This is a genomic window from Cytobacillus depressus (assembly GCF_008923245.1).
Taxonomy (GTDB): domain Bacteria; phylum Bacillota; class Bacilli; order Bacillales; family Cytobacillaceae; genus Cytobacillus; species Cytobacillus depressus.
The window spans coordinates 218,037-240,018 of record NZ_WBOS01000004.1 but is presented as its reverse complement, the minus strand read 5'-3'; the positions used below and the strand labels follow the sequence as shown (position 1 = coordinate 240,018).

The following is a 21,982-nucleotide window of genomic DNA, read 5'->3' as shown; positions in this document are numbered from 1 at the left end:
CAGCACTAGGAACTTCCTTTCAAGTACACTCCACAGCTTTAGCCACCATTTCATGGACGTTTGGATCTAGTGGATGAGGTACCAAATCTCCTGATTTCGTGCAGGCGGCGATAGCTTCGGCTGCGGCGACTAGCATCGGATGAGTAATCTGGGTAAATCCCGCATTCAATACCCCTCTGAATATTCCAGGAAACCCCAGGATATTATTTACAGAGCGTCCATCCGCAGCATAAGCAGCCCCTGCCTGCAGGGCGTCTTTAGGTTCAATCTCTGGTTTTGGATTTGACAAAGCCAGAATTACTTGACCTTGGCGCACCCATTCCTTTTTGATAAGTCCTGGAACACCAGTAGTGGCGATGACAATGTCACTACATTCCATAAGTTCTTCGATGCTATTAACAGAATGACCACCATAATTCTCCAAACGTGTCTTTGCCTCTGGGGACTTGTCCGCCCCAATAACACTCTTTACTCCATAAGCCATCAGCATCCGACAGATAGCCAATCCTGCCGACCCTAGACCAATTTGCCCCACCCGTGCTTTTCTCAGGTCAACTCCAGCACTTTTGCAGGCAGAAATGGCTGCAGCCAGGGTTACTACTGCTGTTCCATGCTGATCGTCGTGCATTACTGGAATGTCTAGCTCCTTCTTCAGGCGTTCTTCTACTTCAAAGCAATGTGAGGAAGCGATATCCTCCAAAAGGATTCCGCTAAACCCTAAGGAAATATTTTTTACTGTTTGTACGATTTCTTCAGGATCTTTCGTATCCAAAAGAATAGGAACTCCATTGATACCAGCTAATTTGTCGAAGAGGGCTGCTTTCCCCTCCATTACCGGCATGCCCGCAACTGGCCCAATGTCTCCAAGACCGAGTATCGCAGTTCCGTCAGTGATAATAGCCACTGTATTGCCAATACTGGTATAAATTCTTGCTTTTTCCGGTTCAGCCTCTATTACACGACAAACGTCTGCCACTCCTGGTGTATACACTCGTCTCAAGTCAGCTAAAGATTCAATAGGCCTTTTGCTTTTCATGTGAATTTTTCCGCCTTCGTGTGAACGAAGGACTTCATCAGAGACAGTGTGGATTCGGAATCTGCCTTCTAATTTGTGAATGGCCTCTAACAAATCCGATAGTTGTTCTTCATGCTCGACTTGGACAGTAATATTACGCGTTGTATAATTAGGACCCACCTGTATTGTCTCGATTTCACCTATATCTCCTCCCGCAAGACCTATTACTGTTGCCACTTTTCCAAGATTTCCTGGAGTAGAGGGAATTTCGATCATGAAAGTACGAATGATGTTTTTGTGAATCACGATAGACTGCCTCCAAATATTATTAAATTTAGTAGAATTAGAAGAGGAAAACCCCCTCTACCCATAACTTTCTAAAAATTATTAAACATCTCACTTACAAAAACTTATTTATTCTCTGTCAAATAGAGCAACCCCTGAAATTCCAGGGTTTGTCATTTCATAAGGATTTAAAATAAGATCAAGTTCTTCATCTGTTAACACATTATATTGCAGACATAACTCGCGTACCGATTTTCCTTTTAAAGTAGCCTCCCGTGCAATCCGAGACGCTATTTCATATCCAATATGAGGATTAACCGCCGTAATAATACCTACACTTTTTTCTACAAATTCTTTTAAACGCTCTTCGTTTGCTTCAATGCCTAAGAGACAATAATCTGTAAATGCTCGAAATGCGTTATTCATAATACTAATGGATTGAAGCAAGTTAAAGACAAGTACAGGTTCCATAACGTTTAATTCAAGCTGGCCTGCTTCAGAGGCCAGGCATATAGTATGGTCATTGCCAATTACCTGGAAGGCAACTTGATTAATCATCTCAGGCATGACTGGGTTAACTTTCCCAGGCATGATGGATGAGCCAGGCTGACGAGCCGGTAATGTAATTTCCGCTAACCCTGCACGAGGCCCCGATGCCATTAGACGCAAATCGTTTGCGATTTTAGACATATTCATCATGCAAACTTTTAATGCAGCGGAGACTTCTGTATAGGCATCCGTATTTTGAGTTGCATCGACAAGATGTTCTGCTCCTATAAGTGGTAAGTCACTGATTTGCCCTAGATGTCTAACCACACTTTCAATGTAACGTGGGTCTGCATTTAAACCTGTTCCAACCGCTGTTGCCCCCATGTTCACCTCACATAAATGCTGGCCTGATTGTCTGATACGTTTGATATCGCGTTCAAGAACCCTGCTGTATGCTTCGAACTCTTGCCCAAGACGAATTGGAACGGCATCTTGTAGATGAGTACGCCCCATTTTAATGACGTGGTCGAACTGTTGAGCTTTTTCCCGAAACACTTCCTGCATATATTGCATTGTAATTAATAATTTCTCTAACATGTTAAGTGTCGCAATATGAATGGCAGTTGGAAACACATCATTTGTTGATTGTGACATGTTCACATGACTGTTTGGACTTAAATGAACATATGAACCTTTTTCATGTCCAAGCAATTCAAGCGCACGGTTAGCAATAACTTCGTTCACATTCATGTTCATCGATGTGCCTGCTCCACCTTGGATCGGATCAACAATGAACTGATCGTGTCCTTCGCCATCAATGATTTCATCTGCAGCTTGGACAATGACATTGCCAAGCTCTTCATATAGACGTTTTACATCCATATTGGCAAGAGCCGCTGCTTTTTTTACCATCGCTAGTGCTCTAATAAGTTCTTCATGAACGCGATAACCCGTTATTGGGAAATTCTCAACCGCACGTAACGTTTGAATCCCGTAATAGGCCGTAATTGGAATTGCTTTTTCTCCTAAGAAATCTTTTTCTATTCGAATGTTTTGTTCTATATTTACCTCTGTGTTTGCTGTCATACTTTTCTCCTTCTGTATATACTATTTTGATTTACGCTACTTTAAGATTGCTTAAGGGAAGTTGTATATATTGAAATTATAAATTCCTTTTAACGAGTTTAGTTATAGAAGAAAGCTATTTCTGAATAGAAGATATCTATGAATTTAGCAAACCTATTCACTCTAGAACAAAAACAAACCGATTGATCAATCAATCGGTTTGTTTACATATTTTATCTTTTAGGAAGTCAATAAAAACAGATTTGAGTCTCCCTTTTAAAAGCAGCTATGATATTTTTTCATTTCACATCTTATTTGTATACATCTGACACTATTTGCAAAAAAGCCTTCAAAGCCCGTGTCTTATAACGATTTTTTTTCACGACAATCCCAATTTTCCAAGAGATGTTTTGGCTGCTGATTTGTTTAACACAAAGGTTTTGTGAGTAGGTTTCGGTTAATGGACTTGGAATAATAGTAACGCCTAGTTCGTCACGAACTAATGCCAATAAGAAATCCCATTGTGTTGTTCTATATGCAATATTCGGCACAAATTTCTCTTTACGACAACTTTCAAGAACCACTTGGCTTAATGCAAATGAAGCATCAAACAAAATCCAGTCATCCTGTTGCAGTTGTGCAAGTGCAATCTGCTGTTCATTTTTTAAAGCGTGGCTTTTTGGTAAACAGGCAACAAAAGGCGCTTCAAAGATGAACTGTTCTTCTAGTTCCTTGCTCTGTGTAGGTATGACAACAAAGGCAACATCGACTTCACCCTTTTCAACGAGTTTTTCTACTTTCAGACCTCCTTCTTCAAAAATTTCAAGTGTAACCCCTTTATACTTACTCGTAAAAGCTTTCGCCACTTTTGGAAAGAAAAAGGTCCCAAGAATTTGCGGTACCCCGACTTTTAAGTGTCCTTGTATATGTTCATTTGTATCCTCAAGTTCTATTTTTAACTCCTTCATATGTTGAAGCACTGTAATTGCCCTTTTATAGACAAGCTGCCCTTCATCGGTTAAACGAAAAATTCGATTAGAACGATCAAAAAGTGTTACACCAAGCTTTTTCTCTAACTTTTGAATGGTTTTTGATAGGGATGGTTGTGCGATAAATAGCTTCTCACTTGCTTTTGAAAAACTTCCACATTCCGCAATGGTTTTAAATACCTCGAAGTCACGTAAATTCATGGAATTCCCCCATTATGCCCTTTTGGCATATTAAATATGATTATTATATATTGTACATTATAAAAGCATCCTCTTATACTTTTGGAAACAGGAGGGATAAAAATGTCAATATGTAAAGTTGCTGTTGTTCAGGCGGGTTCAATCGTAATGAATAAAGAAAGATGTATCGACAAAGCAATTAAGTTAATTGAAGAGGCCGGGGAACAAGGAGCCAATCTTATCGTTTTTCCAGAAGCTTTTATTCCAGCATATCCACGTGGAATGAGCTTTGGGACAGTGGTTGGGAATCGTTCGGATCATGGTCGAAATGACTTTTTACGTTATGCCAAAAATGCCATAACAGTACCTGGACCCGAAACAGATCAATTAGGTGCTGCTGTGAAAAAAGCAAGTGCTTATACGGTTATTGGTGTCATTGAGCGCGATCAAGAAACAAGTGGCGGCACACTCTTTTGCACAACGATTTTCTTTGGTCCAGACGGTAAATTGCTGGGCAAACATAGAAAACTGAAACCAACAGGCAGTGAACGTCTCATTTGGGGTGAAGGGGATGGCAGTACGCTCCCTGTTTTTGATACACCTTTTGGCAAAATTGGATCTCTAATTTGTTGGGAAAACTATATGCCTCTAGCACGTGCTGCTATGTATGAAAAGGGGATTCAGATTTATATTGCACCAACTGCTGATGCGCGTGATACTTGGTTTGCTTCTATGCAGCATATAGCAATTGAAGGACGTTGTTTTGTTTTATCTTGCAATCAATATTCTACAAAGGACTTGTATGAAGAGGATTTACTAGAAACAGAGGAAATGCAAAAAATGCCTTTTGAAATGACGCGTGGTGGCAGTTGTATAGTAAATCCACTTGGAAAATTCTTAGTAGAGCCTGTATTTGGAAAGGAAGAAATACTATTTGCGACTCTTGATTTAGACGACATTACACGTGGTCATTTTGATTTTGATGTAGTAGGACATTACGCACGAAAAGATGTGTTTCAATTAATCGTTAATGAAGAAAAGCAATAGATCGCCTAGTAGCTATTAATATATTTATTTTTTAAAAGTGTGCCAGCCATCGTAATCAGTGCTTAATGTACATAGATGACAGGCACTTTCTATTTTATTCTTCAGCAAAAACTTTCTTTTTCATCTCCTTGCAAACCTAAATTTCTTCTTAACCAACATCCCCTTATGCACTACTTATCAATACATAGTTTCTATGGTTGTATAGATTCTTTCTATAATTCATCTCTTCAAAAGAAATCTATAATGAAGGAAATCATTCAAAATACATTTACAGAAATACTGGAAATTTTATTAAGGCTTGGCTTTCAAAATATTATCAAAAGTGGTGAACAAAATGCAAAAAGTTGTTGGGATTATTGGTGGAATGGGCCCTTTGGCAACCGTTGATTTAATGAATAAAATTATTTCTTATACACCTGCAATGAAGGATCAAGATCATATCCATATCATTGCCGATAACTATTCTCAAATACCGGATCGGACAACCGCTATTTTGGGTAAGGGAATAGATCCAACTCCATACATCGTACAATCAGCGCAGCGACTTCAAAATGCAGGTGCGGAGCTTCTTGTTATTGCATGTAATACCGCCCATTTTTTCTATGAAGCAGCTGAAAAATCTGTTAGTATCCCAATCTTGCATATGCCTTTGGAAACGACTCGTTTTGTACAAGAAAACAATATTAAAAAAGTAGGTTTGTTAGCTACAGATGGGACGATTAAGTCGAAACTATACCAAAACAGTTGCCGGAATTATAGGATTGATGTTATTGAGCCTGATAAAGAATTGCAAGAAAAAGTGATGGAGGGGATATCTGCCATCAAAGGTGGAAATTTGGAAGCTGGATTTTTACATCTTTCGATGGTTGCTAATCAATTAAAAGAAAACGGTGCCGAGGCTATTATAGCAGGTTGCACTGAGGTTCCCCTTGTATTGAAATCATCCGAAAACATTTGCATCATTGATCCAACAGAAATTTTAGCCAAAATAGTGATTAAAATAGCTAATGAAAAAGATAAAGAAATAATAGAAGTGTAAATTTGAAAGCGGAGAATGCGGTAGTATGCCGCCTTTTTATAATACATACGATGTGCGTGTAAATTATAATAAAGAGCTAGGAGCATTAGACATGAATATTGAAAAAATTGAAGCTTTTATCTATGTTTGCCAACTTGGTAGTTTCAATAAAGCAGCTGAAGCTCTTTATTTAACCCAACCTTCTGTAACAGCACGTATTCAATCACTAGAACATGAAGTTAACATAAAGCTTTTTCATCGAAACGGCAATAAGATTTCCTTAACTGAAAAAGGAGAATATTTTTTCCCGCATGCACAAAAAATCCTACAATCTTATCAAGAAGCCAAGTATGGGTTACAACAAGTGGCAATCCCATATGATTTGGTAATTGGAAGTGCCTTATCAATATCTAATAATATACTTCCTGAAATTTTACCCGGTTTCAAATCTGAATTTAAGGATGTTAGAATAAAAATTGTAACGGGTCATTCGCAAGACATTTTACAGAAGGTTATTAATAAACAAGTTGACTTTGGGATCGTACGAACAGAAACACACCCTCAAGTAGAATCAGTTCGTCTTTATAATGACCCTATTGGTCTTTTTGTTTCCCGCAATCATACTTTTTTAAAAGAAGAAAAAGTAACAATAGAACATGTGAGTAAACAACCCCTTATCTTTTTTGATTATGGGTCAATGGATTGGCTCATGATTCATCGGCTATTTTCAAGTAATAATGTAAACCCGACTATATCTTTAGAAGTAGATAATATGGAAACGGCGAAAAATTTAGTGATACAAGGGATGGGCATTAGTTTCTTGCCTGAACATTGTGTCAGAAAAGAATTAGAAAACGGCGAATTGGTCCAAGTGGAAATGGCGCCTCCAGTGAAAATTAATATTAGTATTGATTTTATCTATTTAAAAGGGAGACCCAAATCTGTTTTTATAGACTTCCTAAGAGATAAAATATGTAAACAAAAACAAACCGATTGATTTTTCAATCGGTTTGTTTTTGTTCTAGAGTTGATAGGTTGTTAAATTGTTAAGTCTATAGATATCTTCTATTCAGAAATAGCTTTCTTCTATAACTCAACTTGTTAAAAAGAATTTATAATTAACAACTATAAGGATTTAATTTAAACGTTTTAATGGGAAACAGAATGGACTTTATTAAAGAGCAAAAAAATGAAAGGGGTTTCAATTCATGATATCGCTTGAGATGTCCGCGATGGATTGTAGGTCAAAGTAAATACAAGCAAGATAGTAGCATACAAACAGCAGTTTGCTAATGATAAGAAAGTTCTGATGCAAGGGATCTACTAAAAATAACAGAGTTCATACGTTAAGGAGGTGAGCGGATAAAAATTTCAATTTAAAGGTCAGAATATTGCAAGCTTTCAATGGTACAGCAAAAGGTAGCAAAATAATTTATTACCGTACCGGACAAGCCCAAAATTGGGTATGTACCAAACCGCTTAACAATTCAACAATTTACAGTTACTGAAAAAACGTTAACTCAAGCTTAATAGGAGAGTATTTCCTTTTCCCTCTTAATCAAAATAATTACCGAAAAATTCAATCTAATTGGAGGTATTTATGAAAAAAAGCATTCAAATGGCAGGTGCATATATCGGGACGGTAGTCGGAGCCGGTTTTGCTTCTGGTCAGGAAGTTTTGCAGTTTTTTACTAGTTTTGGATGGTTAGGATTTATTGGGGCAATCTTGGCAACCTTATTATTTGCATTTTTAGGAATGAATATTGTTCAAATTGGTAGCCGTCTTCAAACAGATTCCCATAAAAATGTCGTATATAGTATTTGTGGGAAATACTTAGGAATTGTAGTAGACTTTATCATTACTTTCTTCTTATTTGGTGTGGCAGTGATTATGTTTGCGGGTGCTGGTTCAACATTTGAACAGCAATTTGGAATTCCAAGCGCGATTGGAAGCTTAATTATGGTGTTGCTGACGATTGCAACGTGCTTCTTTAATGTGGAAAAAGTACTTACTATTATTGGGGGTATAACACCAGCATTAATCGTATTAGTTTTGATTATAGCTGCTTATGCTCTATTCACAATGGATACTAGTTTTGCGGAGCTTAATAACTTAGCTCAAGGGCAAAAGTCTGCTGCCTCTAACTGGTTCCTTTCGGGTATATTGTATGTTTCATTTAACATCACTTGTGCAATTCCGATCCTTGCAGTAATGGGTGGAACAACCAAAAACTTAAAGATTGCTGGAATGGGTGGGATTCTGGGCGGAATTGGTTTGGGTCTTATGCTTATTCTAATTAATGTTGGGATGTACACAAGATTAGACGATATTGGCGGCTTAGATATTCCAATGCTTTACTTGGCAAATGAAATTTCACCTATTGTTGGAATTTTCATGTCCATCGTTCTTTTAGCGATGATTTTCAATACGGCGGTAGGTGTGCTTTATGGATTTGCAGTACGCGTGATGAAGCCTGGCACGATGAAATTTAATGGATTAGTTACAGCCCTTGGATTTATTGGATTTGCAGCAAGCTTTGTAGGATTTACTAAGCTTGTTGGAACATTATATCCGATTACTGGTTATCTAGGCTTCGCCTTAATAGCAGCAGTTATTATTTATTGGGTGCGTGGAAAACGAAAGTTAGGAAATCAGCAAATTGAAAAGAAAGTTTCGTCATTTTAAAAAAATAAATATAAGCCTCTTCGCTAGTGTAGTCGAAAAAAAGGTGCCAAATCCCCAATGTTTTAACGCACTGGGGATTTGGCACCACTAATATTTTTAATAACTTACTGGAATAATCCCAGTATCTGTTTGATAACCAGCTAGCGGATAAACAGGAATCTCTTCATCCCAACGGTTTGGATTAACCTTTTCAACTTCACCTGTGGCTAAGCCGTAAAGTAAGGCTTTTAATCCAAGATAATTTTGCTTGATTAAATGCCCGTTTGATTTTTGTCCTAGATTTCCATCTCTTGTGTTTCCTTTCGTTTCAAAGAAGATGGCTGGGTTGCTGTGATTTGTTGGATTGATATTGTTGTAGTTTAGGCCCAACATCATAGCAGAAACAACTCCACCTTTGATGTCAATCTCGTATCTCTTATCACCACTACCAGTTTGGTAACGATCAATATGCATATAGCCGTAATCTTTTAATGCATCGTAAACATAGACATGCATTTGGCGAGTTAAGTCATTGTATAAGCCGTTTTTAATACTTGGTAAAGTCGGTCCATTTGGTGCTAATGATACGCCAAGCGACATGGATGTGGATTCATTTGTTCCGTAAACTGTTTTAAATCCTTGATGGTGAAGATCCACAGCGAAATCTGGTTTCAAATCTGCCCAGTATTTGTAGAAGACAAGTGATTCTTTTGCTTGAAACCCGTTTTCTGCCCAATCACGATTTAAATCAATCGTCATGGCACGGCCTCTGTTGTCTACTCTAGGTTGTCCTTTTTCATCATGAAGCAGAGTTGTTCGTGTGTTCATGATGCTTCCATCCGGATTATACATTGGGATAGCATAAATAGTTGTTTCTTTTAAGATCTTCTCAATATCTTTAGATCCATTACTACCAAAAGTTTTCAATAATTCTAATACGGCATCCGTTGTTAATTTTTCATCTCCGTGAATTTGAGCTTGGACCCAAATTTTAATTGGGCCTGTACCCACTTTAGCTACGTAGAAGCTTCGGTTTTGCTCACTCTTTCCGTATTCATCTAACGTAAATACTTCTACTTTCCCATTACTCGCATGTTCGATTTTCTTCAGTTCTTTAATCATGTCATCATATGTAATCATACTATCCATGCTCGTGTTTCCATTTGTCGATGGACCACCAGGAATGGTGTCAGCTGCATTAGCTTGAGATGAAAGCAGAGCTGACACAAAGAACATTACTACGACAAAAGACATCAATCTTTTCAACACATAACCTCCCAAATTATCATTATTTTCAAATACATCACTAGTATAATTGAAGGAATATTTAAATAAAATGATGATTTTGGATTATTCTAACTAATCAAAGGTAGGTATTTTGTCTGTTTTATTGAGTGGTAAGCAGGAAGAAAAGTTCATCGCGTTAACAAAAGGCTCCTAGCCCCAGCGCATGAAGTTAAATAATCCCTGTATTAACTTTAAAATGAGTCTCTAGTAATAGATTCCCTATGTTAAAATGGCAAAAGTAGTTTAAAAAAGTAGGGATTAGATGAAAAGAATTTACTTTGGCATCATATATGAGCTTTGCCTAGCTGCATTAGTTATACTTTCCCTTGTCCTTGATCTCCCTTCAAAGGAAGGGGAGATTTTCGACTGGTTTATTTGGGGAATCTTTATTCTGGATTACATGATTCGGCTTTTTAAAAGTGATAATAAATGGGAGTATTTTAAGAGCCACCCTTTAGACTTTATTGCCATTCTGCCATTAGATCAATTTTTCCGAACTGCACGGTTTGTTCGGATTTTCAGGATACTCCGCCTGTTAATGATTATGAACAGACGCACAGCCTTCCTTGATCAGCTACTGAAAAAATACAAAATTGACACTTTTGTTGTTTCAGTCATGTCCATTCTTTTTCTTATTGCTTTGCCTATGAGGTTCATTGAACCGAGTTTTGATTCATATAGCGATGCACTTTGGTGGGCAATAGTTACAATGACAACAGTCGGATATGGGGACCTCTCCCCAGAAACAACGGTGGGCAGAATCATTGCGAGCGTTCTGATGCTAACGGGAATAGGTATCATCGGTTTAATAACAGGAACAGTTGCCTCCATTTTTACAGATAATAAAGATGACCGACTTCCCAAAGAGCTTAAGGATATAAAACAAACGATTGATGCTTACCCAAATATTGATGAAATTGACTATAACTACATGATTGAAAAACTTCAAAAAATGAAGGATAAGCACAATAATACTTAAAGAAAACTCGCCGATTGGCGAGCCTTGCAAAGGCGAAGACAGAAGTGTAGTTGCACTTATACTTAGTTCCTAAAATTGGCTACTACGTCGAATGCACTTCTGCGCTGACAATTTATACTTACCTAACGTGTAAAAAAGTGCCTGACCCCCAGCGTATGAAAGTAATACTACACTGGAGGTCAGGCACTAATTATATTCATCACTTTTCCCTAATTAAACTCACTCCAACCAACCCAATCACGGAGAAGACAACTGGAATAATGAATCCATAATAGTAGCCATCCATTACACTGCCCGAAACAGCCTGAAAATGATCAAGCACTTTCCCAAAAATACTTGGCAGAAATACAGCACTTAAGAAACCACCTGTGTTCGCAAATCCAGAGACAATGCCATATTCATGAATAGGGAAAGATTGACGAACGGCAGCAAAAGTTAAGGCATTTGCTCCATAGGCAAGGCCAATAATAAGAAAAAGCATCGGTAATAAGGAAATTGGCGGATGTCCACGAAATAACAGAAGGGCCGACCAGCTCAATAAGAGTATCATGTGAACAACCATATATGGCCGTTTAATAGTTCCTAACCGGCTAGAAATCCAGCTGCCAAAAGGAGCGCCAATAAGCGCCCCGATCAGACCAATCATCATAAGCTGACTTGCATCCGAACGTGTCATTCCGTACATATTCATTCCGTAAGGCACTCCCCACGAACTGATAAATCCAACATACGTTCCGACAATCCCAAAATGACAAAAAAATAGAGCCCATGCTTGCCGATTAGACGAAAGTCTTCGCAGCAAAACCAACGTTTTTTCACGCTGTATTTCCTTTTTAACAACTTCCAATGCGTTAGGAAGGATTTGTCTAGGTTTTCTTACAAGTACAAAGTATAGAAGGATACTACATAAACATAAAAGCAGCCCCGCTGAAAAGAATGCTCCCCTCCAACCAAGAAAGACAATCAATGCGGAGAATGGGACGGTCGCTAACAGGAACCCTAGGCTACCTGTCATGGCTGCCACACCAATTAATCGGGTAAATTCCTTCGCATTAAACCACTGACTCAAAATTAATACGATATTAACCCAAATGGTCGCATCCCCTAATCCAGTCAAAATTCTAGCAAAAAACAAGACAAATGCATGCGTGCCAAGACTATAAATGATTGTACCTAAACCTGTCAAAAAGGCACCCATTATTAGAAAAAAATTAGGCCCAAAACGATCAGCCAATATCCCCATCGGAATTTGCAGTCCAGTGTACACAAAAAATTGGATACTTGTCAGCAACCCAATCGTTGTAGCTGTTACTTGAAAATCCAACATCACTTGGTCGGTAATTAATCCCGGGGCGGTTCGCTGGCTCGACATCATGACATAGGTAAACAGAACAGACGCAAATACAATCCATCTAAATCCACTTTTTTGTACGTCCAATGGTTTCTACCCCTGTTAACGTTTACTGCTATGTATATGATTTTTTTGCGGAGAAAAATGCCTGACCCTCAATGGATTTGTACTGAGGGTCTCGTGTCGGATTAATAAATGAAGGACACCTAAAGGCGCAGTTTTAAAATTTACAGGCTGTTGTTATGTTGCATGTAATTCAAGCTGATGTAAATACTCTACCCCAATCATGGTAATTTTTGTGCCAGATCTTCCCCGGCCTTTCGTAATGAAGCCTTTGGATTCGAGGTAATCCAATCTTCTGCGAACTTGCTGCGGGGATAAAAAAGAACCGGTTTCCTCGCTAACCATTGAAATATGCTGTCGACTTGCCGGCTTCCCATTATCATTACACTGTTTAATCGTTTCGAGGATAAATTTATATTCATCCATATCTAATAAATTGTTGGGAATTGGATAGCTCGTTACAATCTCTTGCTTCCTATTTTTTTGAAAGCGGTTGTAAGGGATGTCTTTCTGTTCAATCTTATTTCCATCACAGATGGTGAGCATGTAGTCAATCGTGCTTTTTAATTCACGAATATTCCCTAACCATTCGTGATTTTGCAGCTGTTCTGGGAGATTCTCTTCAACCTTGACCCATTTTCCGCTTTTCGTAATAAAATGTTTCACCAATAACGGTATATCCGTTTTTCGATCTCGAAGCGGTGGAACAGAAAGCGTAAGAACGTTCAAGCGGTAAAACAAATCCGAACGAAATGAGCCTTCTTCCGATTTTTGTTGAATGTCCTTATTTGTGGCTGCGATGACCCGTACATTTATTGGAATGACTTTTCTTCCGCCGATGCGCCGCAATTCTTTCTCCTGAAGGACCCGTAATAAATGGGATTGAACGGTGAGACTAATATCGCCAATTTCATCCAAAAAAATCGTTCCATTATCCGCTAATTCGAATAACCCCTTTTTTCCGCCTTTTTGCGCACCAGTAAAAGCCCCTTCCTCGTAGCCAAACAATTCGCTTTCAAGTAAATTTTCGGTTAAAGCACTACAATTGATGGCGATAAATGGTCCATTTTTCCGCATTGAATGAAGATGGATCGAGTGGGCAAATAATTCTTTTCCCGTCCCTGTTTCCCCTTGAATTAAAATCGGATGCTCGGAGAGGGCCAGCTTTTTGGCAATTTGTTTCGTTTCTTTGAGGAGTGGGTGGTCCCCAACGATGTCATTAAAGTCGTATTTTGCGTAAAATCCTTTATTTTTCAATTCCCTTTGCGCCATTTTTTCAACTTCAAACGCTTGGCGAATACTTTTAAAAGTCGCCACGATTGTATCTTCCGTTTCCATTTGATGACGGAAAATAACAAGATCAACACCATAAATCGTAAAAAATTTACTTTCTTCATTACCATTTAAGATAAAGTCGATAAGATCTTGTTGGACGATCACTTCCTCCAATTGCCTATTAATGGCGTCATTAACAGGAAGATGAAACAAGGCCCCTAAACGCCGATTAAAAACGGTTACTCGATGCTGTTTATTTATCGCAATAATGCCATCATCGACAGTGTTGACCACGTTTTGAATATGCTGCTTCATTTGTTTTGCATTTTGTTCCGCGAATGATAACTCCCGTTGTAAATCAATGATGTTACGAATATATCTTTCTGAAATCAGTGACGAGATTTTTTCGCCTAAACAAAAGTATTCTACTACTTTTAAAATTGTTGCCATATCAAACAGTCGAACTCCAATATCAATGACTTTATTTATAGAAGGCGGACAAAGATGGGTTTCCCCGGGAGAGATGGCGATATCGATATTTTCATAATAAATTTGGTCCTTCTTATATGGGATGAACCGTAAATGATCAATACCTAGCTGATAAAGCGATTCGATCACTTCAATCGTTGCAGTATCATCATCATTGACAATAAGAACATCAGAATTAACGGGTATTTTTAACAGCTGGCCGATGAATCGGTGATGGATTGTCCGTTTTCCAACCATCATTTCTTTGCCATTAATCTCACATGCCTCATGCGCTTCTAGCCTTGTCACCTCTGATGAGAACAAAAAGAAATCATCGGTCAGTTGCGTTGGTAGCCCTTCATCAGTAGAGTAAATCTCAATTTGGACGTAATCTCCCAATAACTGTTGCAGCTGTTCATACAAAACTTGTTTTGTCTGCCTGCTGCCTGCAATTAAGGTAAGTGATTGTTTGATAGTAACACCCTCCTTTTGTGCGATTTTGGTTCTTTCATTCTACCAAAATGACCCAAAAAGAACCAATATAAAGCCCTTAATAATTAAATTTTCAGAATCCGCACAACTCACGAGCTGGCACAATAATTGCACATAAATTATGTGTCATTCATTAAAAGTCTAAAAAGGAGATGGTTTAATGAGTCAATTGAGCAAGAACGTGGAACCGGCAGCCGCGCCTAAAAAGAAGCCGGTGCAAATCAATGCCTTTGCGTTACTATTCGGAGTAGTTGTCGTGGCGATGATTTTAACGTGGATTTTGCCAGCCGGGGAGTACAACCGAGTTGAAGTAGATGGCAGAACCGTTGTTGAGGCGGATTCATTTCAATGGACGGAATCTTCACCAGTAAATCCATTCGATATGGTGAAAGCCATTCATAAAGGGATGGTGGAAGCCGGCGGTATTATTTTCTTTGTTTTAATCATTGGGGGATTTTTTGGTGTATTCAAAGCGACTGGGACTATTGATGTCTTAATCGCTACAATGGCGAAAAAACTAGCGAAACGGGAAAAGCTGTTAATCCCAATTATGATGCTGTTCTTTGCTGCTGGAGGTTCATTAATGGGGATGGCTGAAGAGGGGCTAGCTTATATCCCTTTATTAATTCCGCTTGCCATTGCCCTTGGTTTTGACACGATCACGGGGATGGCGATTGTGCTTCTTGGTGCGGCTGCTGGTTTTACAACAGCTGTTATGAATCCATTTACAGTTGGTATTGCCCAGGGGATCGCGGAACTGCCATTATTCTCAGGGATTGGATTACGCTTAATCTTGTTTGTTGTTGTTTATCTTGTTTCTGTGATTTTTGTTTATCGTTATGCGATGAAGGTAAAACGAAACCCCGAATTAGGTTTTTATGGTAATTATGACAAATCAGTTGCCGACGAGCTGCTGAAATCAAATGTGCAATTGACAACAAAACATAAATTAATTCTTGGTGCATTTCTAACAACCTATGTCGTTCTGGCCTATGGAGTAATCAAATACGAGTGGTACCTTTCTGAGATTGCGGCGTTATTTATTATTTTAACGATCGTTATTGGCATCATTGGCAGACTTTCTGTTGATAATCTTGTGAAAAACTTTATGAGCGGGTCCGCTGCTTTAATAACCGGTGCGTTAATTATCGGGGTATCACGGGCGACGTTAGTAGTCTTAAACCAAGGGCATATCGTCGATCCGATGCTGTACGGTGTATCGGAAGCGATTAGTCATGTTCCGGGAACGATCAGTGTTGTCGGTATGTATAGTTTCCAAACGGTGATTCACTTTATTTTAGCATCTGGAAGCGGACACGCGATGTTAACAATGCCTATTATGACACCGCTCGCTGATTTACTTGATATTACAAGACAGACTGCTGTTCTATCCTTCTCATTTGCTGATGGAATCGGAAATATTATTTTCCCAACTGCCGGTACTTTAATGGCCGGGTTAGCGATCGCTGGGATTCCATGGACGAAATGGGCAAAGTGGGTCTTGCCGTTAGTGATCATCCAATTTGTTATTGGCTTAATTGCAGTTGTTGTCGCACATTTTATCAATTATGGTCCGTTTTAAAAAGAGCACATCTAGAGTGTAACGTAGGAGGAGAATATAGTGCTTACTTTAATTAAAAATGGGGAAGTGTATGCACCTCATTATTTAGGCAAGAAAGATATATTGCTAGTTGATAGTAAAATCGGTTTTGTAAGAGAATCCATTGAACAGCCCGATAATTTCGTTCCGATTACGGTTATTGATGCTACAGATAAAATCGTTGTTCCAGGATTTATTGATGCCCATGTTCATATCATTGGGGGGGGTGGCGAAGGCGGCTTTAAAACCCGGACGCCGGAGTTGATGTTAAGTGATTTAACCACTGCAGGCATTACGACGGTTGTCGGACTTCTTGGTACGGATGGGACGACGAGACGAATGGAAAGCCTGCTTGCAAAAGCGAATGGCTTAGAAGAAGAAGGTGTGACATGCTTTATTCATTCAGGCTCGTACCAGTTGCCAGTAAGAACGATTACAGACAAAATCGAGGAAGATCTCATTTTTATTGACAAAATTATCGGGGTTGGCGAAATTGCCATTGCCGATCATCGGTCATCGGAACCAACGGTGGATGAAATTGCAAAAATTGCCGCCGCTGCCAGAAATGGCGGGATTTTAGCCGGTAAGGCCGGCCTTGTTGAAATTCATGTCGGTGATGGGTCAGATAAGCTTGCTTTGCTCGAGGAAGTCGTTGAAAAGACGAATATTCCTATTTCCCACTTTCACCCAACCCATATTAATCGGAATGAAGAATTATTTATGGCCGGGATTGAGTATGCCAAAAACGGTGGTTACGTTGATTTAACGACGAGTTCCGTCCCACAGTTTTTTGAAGAAGGAGAAGTGAAGTGTAGCGAAGGGTTGAAGCAGATGCTTGATGCCGGTGTGCCGCTAGAGAATATTACTTTTTCGTCTGATGGCCAAGGCAGTCTGCCGACTTTTAACAAAAATGGAGAATTAATTGGCCTTCAAGTTGGAAAAGTTTCCTCATTATATAAGGAAACAAGAGATGCCGTCATCAATGAGGGGATTTCATTAGAAACGGCCCTTCAGGTTATTACATTAAATCCAGCGAATGTGCTTAAGCTTTCATACAAAGGTCGCATTGAGGAAGGAACAGATGCTGATATTGTTCTACTAGATAAAGAGACGCTCGATATTGACACTGTCATCGCCAAAGGGAAAGTGATGGTCGAAAATAAAGTGCCAATTGTAAAAGGTACATTTGAATAAAAAATTGGAGGGATTGAGATTGAGGAAATTATCCATTATTTGTGTTCTTGTGTTAACGATTTTTGCCATAACGATATCGTCATTTGATGTAGAAGCGGCTGAGAATAATAAAAATGTATCTAAAAATGCTGGTTCGCTCGTCATTGTTGGTGGTGCCCTAGATTCAGATAATGAGGCGGTTTACATGAAATACTTAACTTTAGCCCAACAGTATAAAGGAAAGTCACTAAAGGATGTAAAGATTGCGATTATTCCTGCTGCTAGCGCTGAACCGATTGGAAGTGCTAATGCATATAAAGAAGATTTCATTCAGTACGGTGTCCCTGCAGAGAATGTTTATACGGCACCAATCGCAGTCATTGATGACCCTTCGACAAAGGACGTGGATGAATCTACGTGGAAGAATAACGGGAATAGTGCCGAGATTGCCAAAAAAATAGAAGAGGTTGACGCGATTTGGTTTGTCGGCGGTGACCAATTACGCCATGTTAAAACGTTAGTGACACCAGATGGAAAAGATACAGTCGTATTAAATGCCATTCGAAAAATATACGAAAACGGCGCGGTCCTTGGCGGTTCAAGTGCAGGTGCTGCGATTATGAGCAATCCGATGATTGCGAATGGAACGAGCGTCAGCGCCTTAACTGAAGGGGTTCATCTTCTTAAAAACTTTGATCAAGAGGTAGATAACGATCAACTGTTTCTAACAACTGGTTTCGGATTTTTTCCGCATGGAATCGTTGACCAGCATTTCCTCCAACGCGGTCGTTTTGGACGTTTACTCGTGGCAACTCAATATAATAAAACACGTTATGGCTTTGGAATCGATGAAAACTCTGCCATGGTATACTACGGCGCGGATGACAGTATAGAAGTTGTTGGTGAGAGCGGCTTATTAATCGTCGATTTACAGGAGGCGAAAACGCCTAAGAGCAAGCGCTTTGCGATGAACAATGTAACGATGCACTACTTGGAAAAAGGCGACCGGTTCAACGTAACTGCCGGTACGTTCGAACTTAATAAAAAGCACGAAACGACAAAAGGGATCGAATACTATAGTAAAAATCCAATGGCAACCGATATCTTCGGTGCGCAAAAATTAAAAAAGGTGCTAACTGAAGATCTCATCGATAACGAGGCCAAAAAAGCAGAGGCCATTTGGTTTGACATGGAAGATGACAAAAAAGGAATTGGCTTCAAATTTACCTTTAGAAAAACAAACAAAACAGAAGGGTTCTGGGGCAGAATTGACAAAGTCGGATCATACGCCGCATTAAACGTTCAAATGGACGTTGAACCAATTACAATCAAAATCCAATTAGATAAATAGAATACCGTTGCAACAGAGACTCTAATCTATACCCTATGGGTTATAGATTAGAGTCAAAAAGCCCATCATCGTTAAACTAAAATGGACTCTTTTTATTGATCATTAAAGCTAATTATAAAATACACCCCTATTTCCACAAAAATCCCTCAGCACCCTCAAAACACTTAAATTCACAAGATAACTAGATTTAATATTCCTAGGCGAAGGCTTGTTTTCGAATTGAAAATAAAAGTTCCCAAAATCTCCGGTTGCCCTGATTTCATGAGTGTTCATTTCAATATGGGGACTTGCAATGATTTTAACCATTGTTTGTTCAGGTCCAATACCAGCGAGACTTAAGGCAGCCGCAACATTTAAATTCGCTGGAAATGCCTTTGCCGCATCTAGGGCATTTCCCCTAAAAAGTTCATAATCCTCTTGTAAATCATCCATGTCAATTCCATTCTCCATTATATAAGGGGCGCTTTTTAAAGAGTCAGGATGTTTCTTTGTTGTTAATTCAACTGAACTTAATTCACCCATTGCAGCATTTCTGATGGCATCAAGTCCCCCGATGGCTCCAGAGGGGAGTAAGATTTGGCTTCCAGATTTTTTTGCCGCTGTATAAACAGTCTTGAAAAAGTCTATATCAGTTAATGCTCCAATACTAATTACCAAAACATGTTTGCCTCTATTAATAAAAGAAAGCAAATAATCCCTTACCACTTTTTGTCCTGCAGCCTCAATAATTAAATCAATGTCCTCCCATTTCAAACTGCTAACATCTGTTGTCCAATTACATTCTGCATGAGCCGCAATTTCCTTTAAATATTCTGTTCGGCGAGGCGTGCCAACAATCGAATGCAGTCTTAACCCTTTAATGTCCCCTTTTAAAATTGAATTGACAACATAAGTTGCGATATTTCCACACCCTATAATAGCCACATTCATAATGATCACCTCTAAAAGATTTTGAATTAAAAACATAGGAAAACATGAATGTTCTCCTTTACCTTTTAAATCGCTACATATGTATTTCAATTCCTATTATTAGTCCATATCCACTATGATAGCATGTGCGCCATTAAGTAGTCCCCTGATTAACAAAAAAGGGGAAACCACTTAAAAAAGAAAAAAACACTTTTAGCTCCGAAAAGGAAAAAAAGTGCCTTCTTAAATCAGGAATTTAATTTTTGATGAACAAGAAATACCATGACGCTTCTGCTGTTCCCTTTAATCACTGAAAAAGTCCCGTTAACAAGAAAAATAAGTAATCGTCCTACAGCATATAAGTTGTTGTAGAACAAGTCCCCCAGTTCGGTAACACTTACCAACTGGGGGACTTGTCTAAAATACACACCATGTTTTTATTTTGTCTCTTTTATTTCAAAGGACTCAGTAATTTCAATGCTATCTTTCACAGATTGCACCATGGCACAATTTTTCCTAGTGACGACTAAAGCTTTTTCTATTTTTGTCTCATTTAAGTCTTCTCCTAAAATCACAAAATGGAGGTGAATCTTTTCGATTCGATTCGCTTCCTTTTCATTTCTTTCTACCTCGGCTTGCACTTTAATATCTTGAAAGGAAATTCGCATTCTTTCTAAAACTTTACGTAAAACTCCTCCGCTACAAACGGCAATAGATGAAACCAATAGTTGATATGGGCGAAATCCGTATTGGTCATCACCAGATACAGTAAGTTCTCCATAGGCACATTCTGTTACAAAACCATTTTCAGTCATATTAAAAATCATCCCAGACACTCCTTTAAAGTTATTTTATTTTGGTAGATAAACCGAAAAACTTCTAAATCCTTTTCTAGTTTCCTATAGTAAATCTCTTTTCATAATATTACAAACTTTAGGAAATGATGCCTCCCCCACTTTTAGGGCATACATATGAATCTGGCAAAATCCAAGATGATTATTTGCAATCATTTTGGTTAGTTTCGCTTGATCAGGCTGAACTTCGAATAAAACAGAATCCTCATCATCACATGTGATTTTCCCATCGATGGCCTAGCCGTAATGACCACCAGCTCTCCCGCTTGAAAGCGGTTCGTCAATTGATCCATATAAAAAGAGTGCCTGACCCCCACAGTATTAAGGTATTACAGCACTGGGGGTCAGGCACCTGACTTAAATCTATTAATTTTTTGTACTATACTTGATGTCAGTCACTATTAATCTATCCACTTAGTTGAAGATACTTGGAGAGAGTTGTCCTTTTTTATAAAGGAGATTTGCGCTGTCCCTTCATTTTTAGGTGAAAGCCAGACGTATCCCTCTGCCATCTTTCCTCTTTCATTCATTGCACCTGGTCCACCGAATATCTTGATTACTTCCTCATATGTCATGCCTTCTTTAATCGTTGCGTAATTTTCCTCTGAAACACCCGGATAACTTGATTTCGGTAAATCGTTTCCATAATACACTACCCGTGTTGGATAACTAAATACTGTTATACTGTTTGAAAAATCGTAGAGTCCTCTATGGAAATCTTTAAAGTGGTAAATGTCTACGCGAAAGTCAAATTCAGGCTCTTGGGCAAATAGGTATTTGTTATCCATAGAATCTGCCTTTTCGAGATTCATAGCGAGGAATTTTTCATAATTGACTGTCGGCTTGCCAAAATCTTTAATTTTCCGCAACTCTTTATTGTAAATATTCTTTTCGAAATCTGATGGTATTAAGTTCATACCTGTCTTGGACAAATACACATCTTTGTATTGGAAATCCCAACGAACATCTACTCCAAGAATTCCCCCCACAAATCTTAAAGGAACTACAGTCCTACCATTTATTAACTGAACAGGTACATCTAATTGAATCTTGTTTACTTCACCCATATGTGAAACAGTCACAGTCTTTTGGCCAATTGGTAAGGCAGTAATATATCCATTGTTTTTAATAGTTACTACTTTCCCTTTCTGGTCCCAATTCACTTCTCCACCGAGACGTTCAGTTGCGAAACGAATTGGAACAAGCGTCCGCCCATTCTTTATTACAGGTTTTTGATCCAACTTTACTTCTTCGTTATTTAAAAACACCTTAATATCATCGTTGGCACTTGCACTATTAGACGCCAAGAAAATGGTTATTGCAAAAACGGCTACTAATGCGAAAGTCAATCTCTTAATCACTTTTTCCACTCCTTACCCACATATTTTCCATTTTATTACTTGATAATATCATAGCTTCAAACATTA

General features: G+C 38.7%; 18 protein-coding genes. 8 read left to right on the top strand and 10 right to left on the bottom strand.

Annotated features, from left to right (window positions below; all coding sequences use genetic code 11):
• Positions 1-19: 19 nt before the first annotated feature.
• The 3 genes from F7731_RS11885 to F7731_RS11875 all read right to left on the bottom strand — a co-directional run bounded on the left by F7731_RS11885 (position 20) and on the right by F7731_RS11875 (position 4,044).
• A complete protein-coding gene (locus tag F7731_RS11885) occupies positions 20-1,321 on the bottom strand; it encodes an NAD-dependent malic enzyme (RefSeq protein WP_151534996.1) in 1,302 nt (433 codons plus the stop codon).
• A 108-nt stretch (positions 1,322-1,429) separates the two neighbouring features.
• Positions 1,430-2,875, bottom strand: a complete 1,446-nt coding sequence (gene aspA / locus F7731_RS11880; RefSeq protein ID WP_151534995.1) for an aspartate ammonia-lyase — start codon at positions 2,873-2,875, stop codon at positions 1,430-1,432.
• 290 nt (positions 2,876-3,165) lie between these two features.
• Positions 3,166-4,044, bottom strand: a complete 879-nt coding sequence (locus F7731_RS11875) for a LysR family transcriptional regulator (protein ID WP_151534994.1) — start codon at positions 4,042-4,044, stop codon at positions 3,166-3,168.
• Positions 4,045-4,146: 102 nt separating this feature from the next.
• On the opposite strand from F7731_RS11875, the gene F7731_RS11870 reads away from it, so the two are divergent.
• The 4 genes from F7731_RS11870 to F7731_RS11855 all read left to right on the top strand — a co-directional run bounded on the left by F7731_RS11870 (position 4,147) and on the right by F7731_RS11855 (position 8,774).
• Positions 4,147-5,070, top strand: a complete 924-nt coding sequence (locus F7731_RS11870; protein ID WP_151534993.1) for a carbon-nitrogen hydrolase family protein — start codon at positions 4,147-4,149, stop codon at positions 5,068-5,070.
• A gap of 334 nt (positions 5,071-5,404) precedes the next feature.
• Positions 5,405-6,109: a cysteate racemase gene (gene cuyB, locus F7731_RS11865; RefSeq protein WP_151534992.1), complete on the top strand. Its 705-nt coding sequence runs from the start codon at positions 5,405-5,407 to the stop codon at positions 6,107-6,109.
• A 91-nt stretch (positions 6,110-6,200) separates the two neighbouring features.
• Positions 6,201-7,085, top strand: a complete 885-nt coding sequence (locus F7731_RS11860) for a LysR family transcriptional regulator (RefSeq protein WP_151534991.1) — start codon at positions 6,201-6,203, stop codon at positions 7,083-7,085.
• A 603-nt stretch (positions 7,086-7,688) separates the two neighbouring features.
• Entirely contained in the window at positions 7,689-8,774 is a 1,086-nt protein-coding gene (locus F7731_RS11855) for a YkvI family membrane protein (protein WP_151534990.1), read from the top strand.
• Positions 8,775-8,870: 96 nt separating this feature from the next.
• Here the strand turns inward: F7731_RS11855 and F7731_RS11850 are convergent, their stop codons facing one another.
• Positions 8,871-10,019, bottom strand: a complete 1,149-nt coding sequence (locus F7731_RS11850) for a M14 family zinc carboxypeptidase (protein ID WP_246197194.1) — start codon at positions 10,017-10,019, stop codon at positions 8,871-8,873.
• Between the two features lie 283 nt (positions 10,020-10,302).
• Between F7731_RS11850 and F7731_RS11845 the strand changes: the two genes are divergently transcribed.
• Entirely contained in the window at positions 10,303-11,019 is a 717-nt protein-coding gene (locus tag F7731_RS11845; RefSeq protein ID WP_151534989.1) for an ion transporter, read from the top strand.
• A gap of 199 nt (positions 11,020-11,218) precedes the next feature.
• Here the strand turns inward: F7731_RS11845 and F7731_RS11840 are convergent, their stop codons facing one another.
• Together F7731_RS11840 and F7731_RS11835 are read right to left on the bottom strand one after the other, a co-directional pair.
• Complete coding sequence (locus F7731_RS11840; protein ID WP_151534988.1) at positions 11,219-12,457, bottom strand: MFS transporter; 1,239 nt, start codon at positions 12,455-12,457, stop codon at positions 11,219-11,221.
• A 153-nt stretch (positions 12,458-12,610) separates the two neighbouring features.
• Positions 12,611-14,650 carry a sigma-54 interaction domain-containing protein gene (locus tag F7731_RS11835; RefSeq protein WP_151534987.1) on the bottom strand — a complete coding sequence of 680 codons (2,040 nt, stop codon included), beginning with the start codon at positions 14,648-14,650 and terminating at the stop codon, positions 12,611-12,613.
• Positions 14,651-14,828: 178 nt separating this feature from the next.
• Between F7731_RS11835 and F7731_RS11830 the strand changes: the two genes are divergently transcribed.
• Genes F7731_RS11830 through F7731_RS11820 form a run of 3 tightly spaced genes read left to right on the top strand, consistent with a single transcriptional unit; the run spans position 14,829 to position 18,792 of the window.
• Entirely contained in the window at positions 14,829-16,250 is a 1,422-nt protein-coding gene (locus F7731_RS11830) for a YfcC family protein (protein WP_151534986.1), read from the top strand.
• 39 nt (positions 16,251-16,289) lie between these two features.
• Positions 16,290-17,462, top strand: a complete 1,173-nt coding sequence (gene iadA, locus F7731_RS11825; RefSeq protein ID WP_151534985.1) for a beta-aspartyl-peptidase — start codon at positions 16,290-16,292, stop codon at positions 17,460-17,462.
• Between the two features lie 19 nt (positions 17,463-17,481).
• Positions 17,482-18,792, top strand: coding sequence for a cyanophycinase (locus F7731_RS11820; RefSeq protein ID WP_170289693.1), 1,311 nt, complete (start codon positions 17,482-17,484; stop codon positions 18,790-18,792).
• A gap of 108 nt (positions 18,793-18,900) precedes the next feature.
• Here F7731_RS11820 and F7731_RS11815 read toward each other — a convergent pair whose 3' ends face one another.
• The 4 genes from F7731_RS11815 to F7731_RS11800 all read right to left on the bottom strand — a co-directional run bounded on the left by F7731_RS11815 (position 18,901) and on the right by F7731_RS11800 (position 21,916).
• Positions 18,901-19,722, bottom strand: coding sequence for an aspartate dehydrogenase (locus tag F7731_RS11815; RefSeq protein ID WP_170289692.1), 822 nt, complete (start codon positions 19,720-19,722; stop codon positions 18,901-18,903).
• Between the two features lie 416 nt (positions 19,723-20,138).
• Positions 20,139-20,528, bottom strand: a complete 390-nt coding sequence (locus F7731_RS11810) for an OsmC family protein (RefSeq protein WP_151534982.1) — start codon at positions 20,526-20,528, stop codon at positions 20,139-20,141.
• Between the two features lie 188 nt (positions 20,529-20,716).
• The gene (locus tag F7731_RS27285; protein ID WP_151534981.1) at positions 20,717-20,848 is read right to left on the bottom strand and encodes a DnaB-like helicase C-terminal domain-containing protein; all 132 of its coding nucleotides are present in this window, start codon (positions 20,846-20,848) and stop codon (positions 20,717-20,719) included.
• Positions 20,849-20,956: 108 nt separating this feature from the next.
• Positions 20,957-21,916, bottom strand: a complete 960-nt coding sequence (locus tag F7731_RS11800) for a copper amine oxidase N-terminal domain-containing protein (protein ID WP_170289691.1) — start codon at positions 21,914-21,916, stop codon at positions 20,957-20,959.
• Between the last annotated feature and the right edge of the window lie 66 nt (positions 21,917-21,982).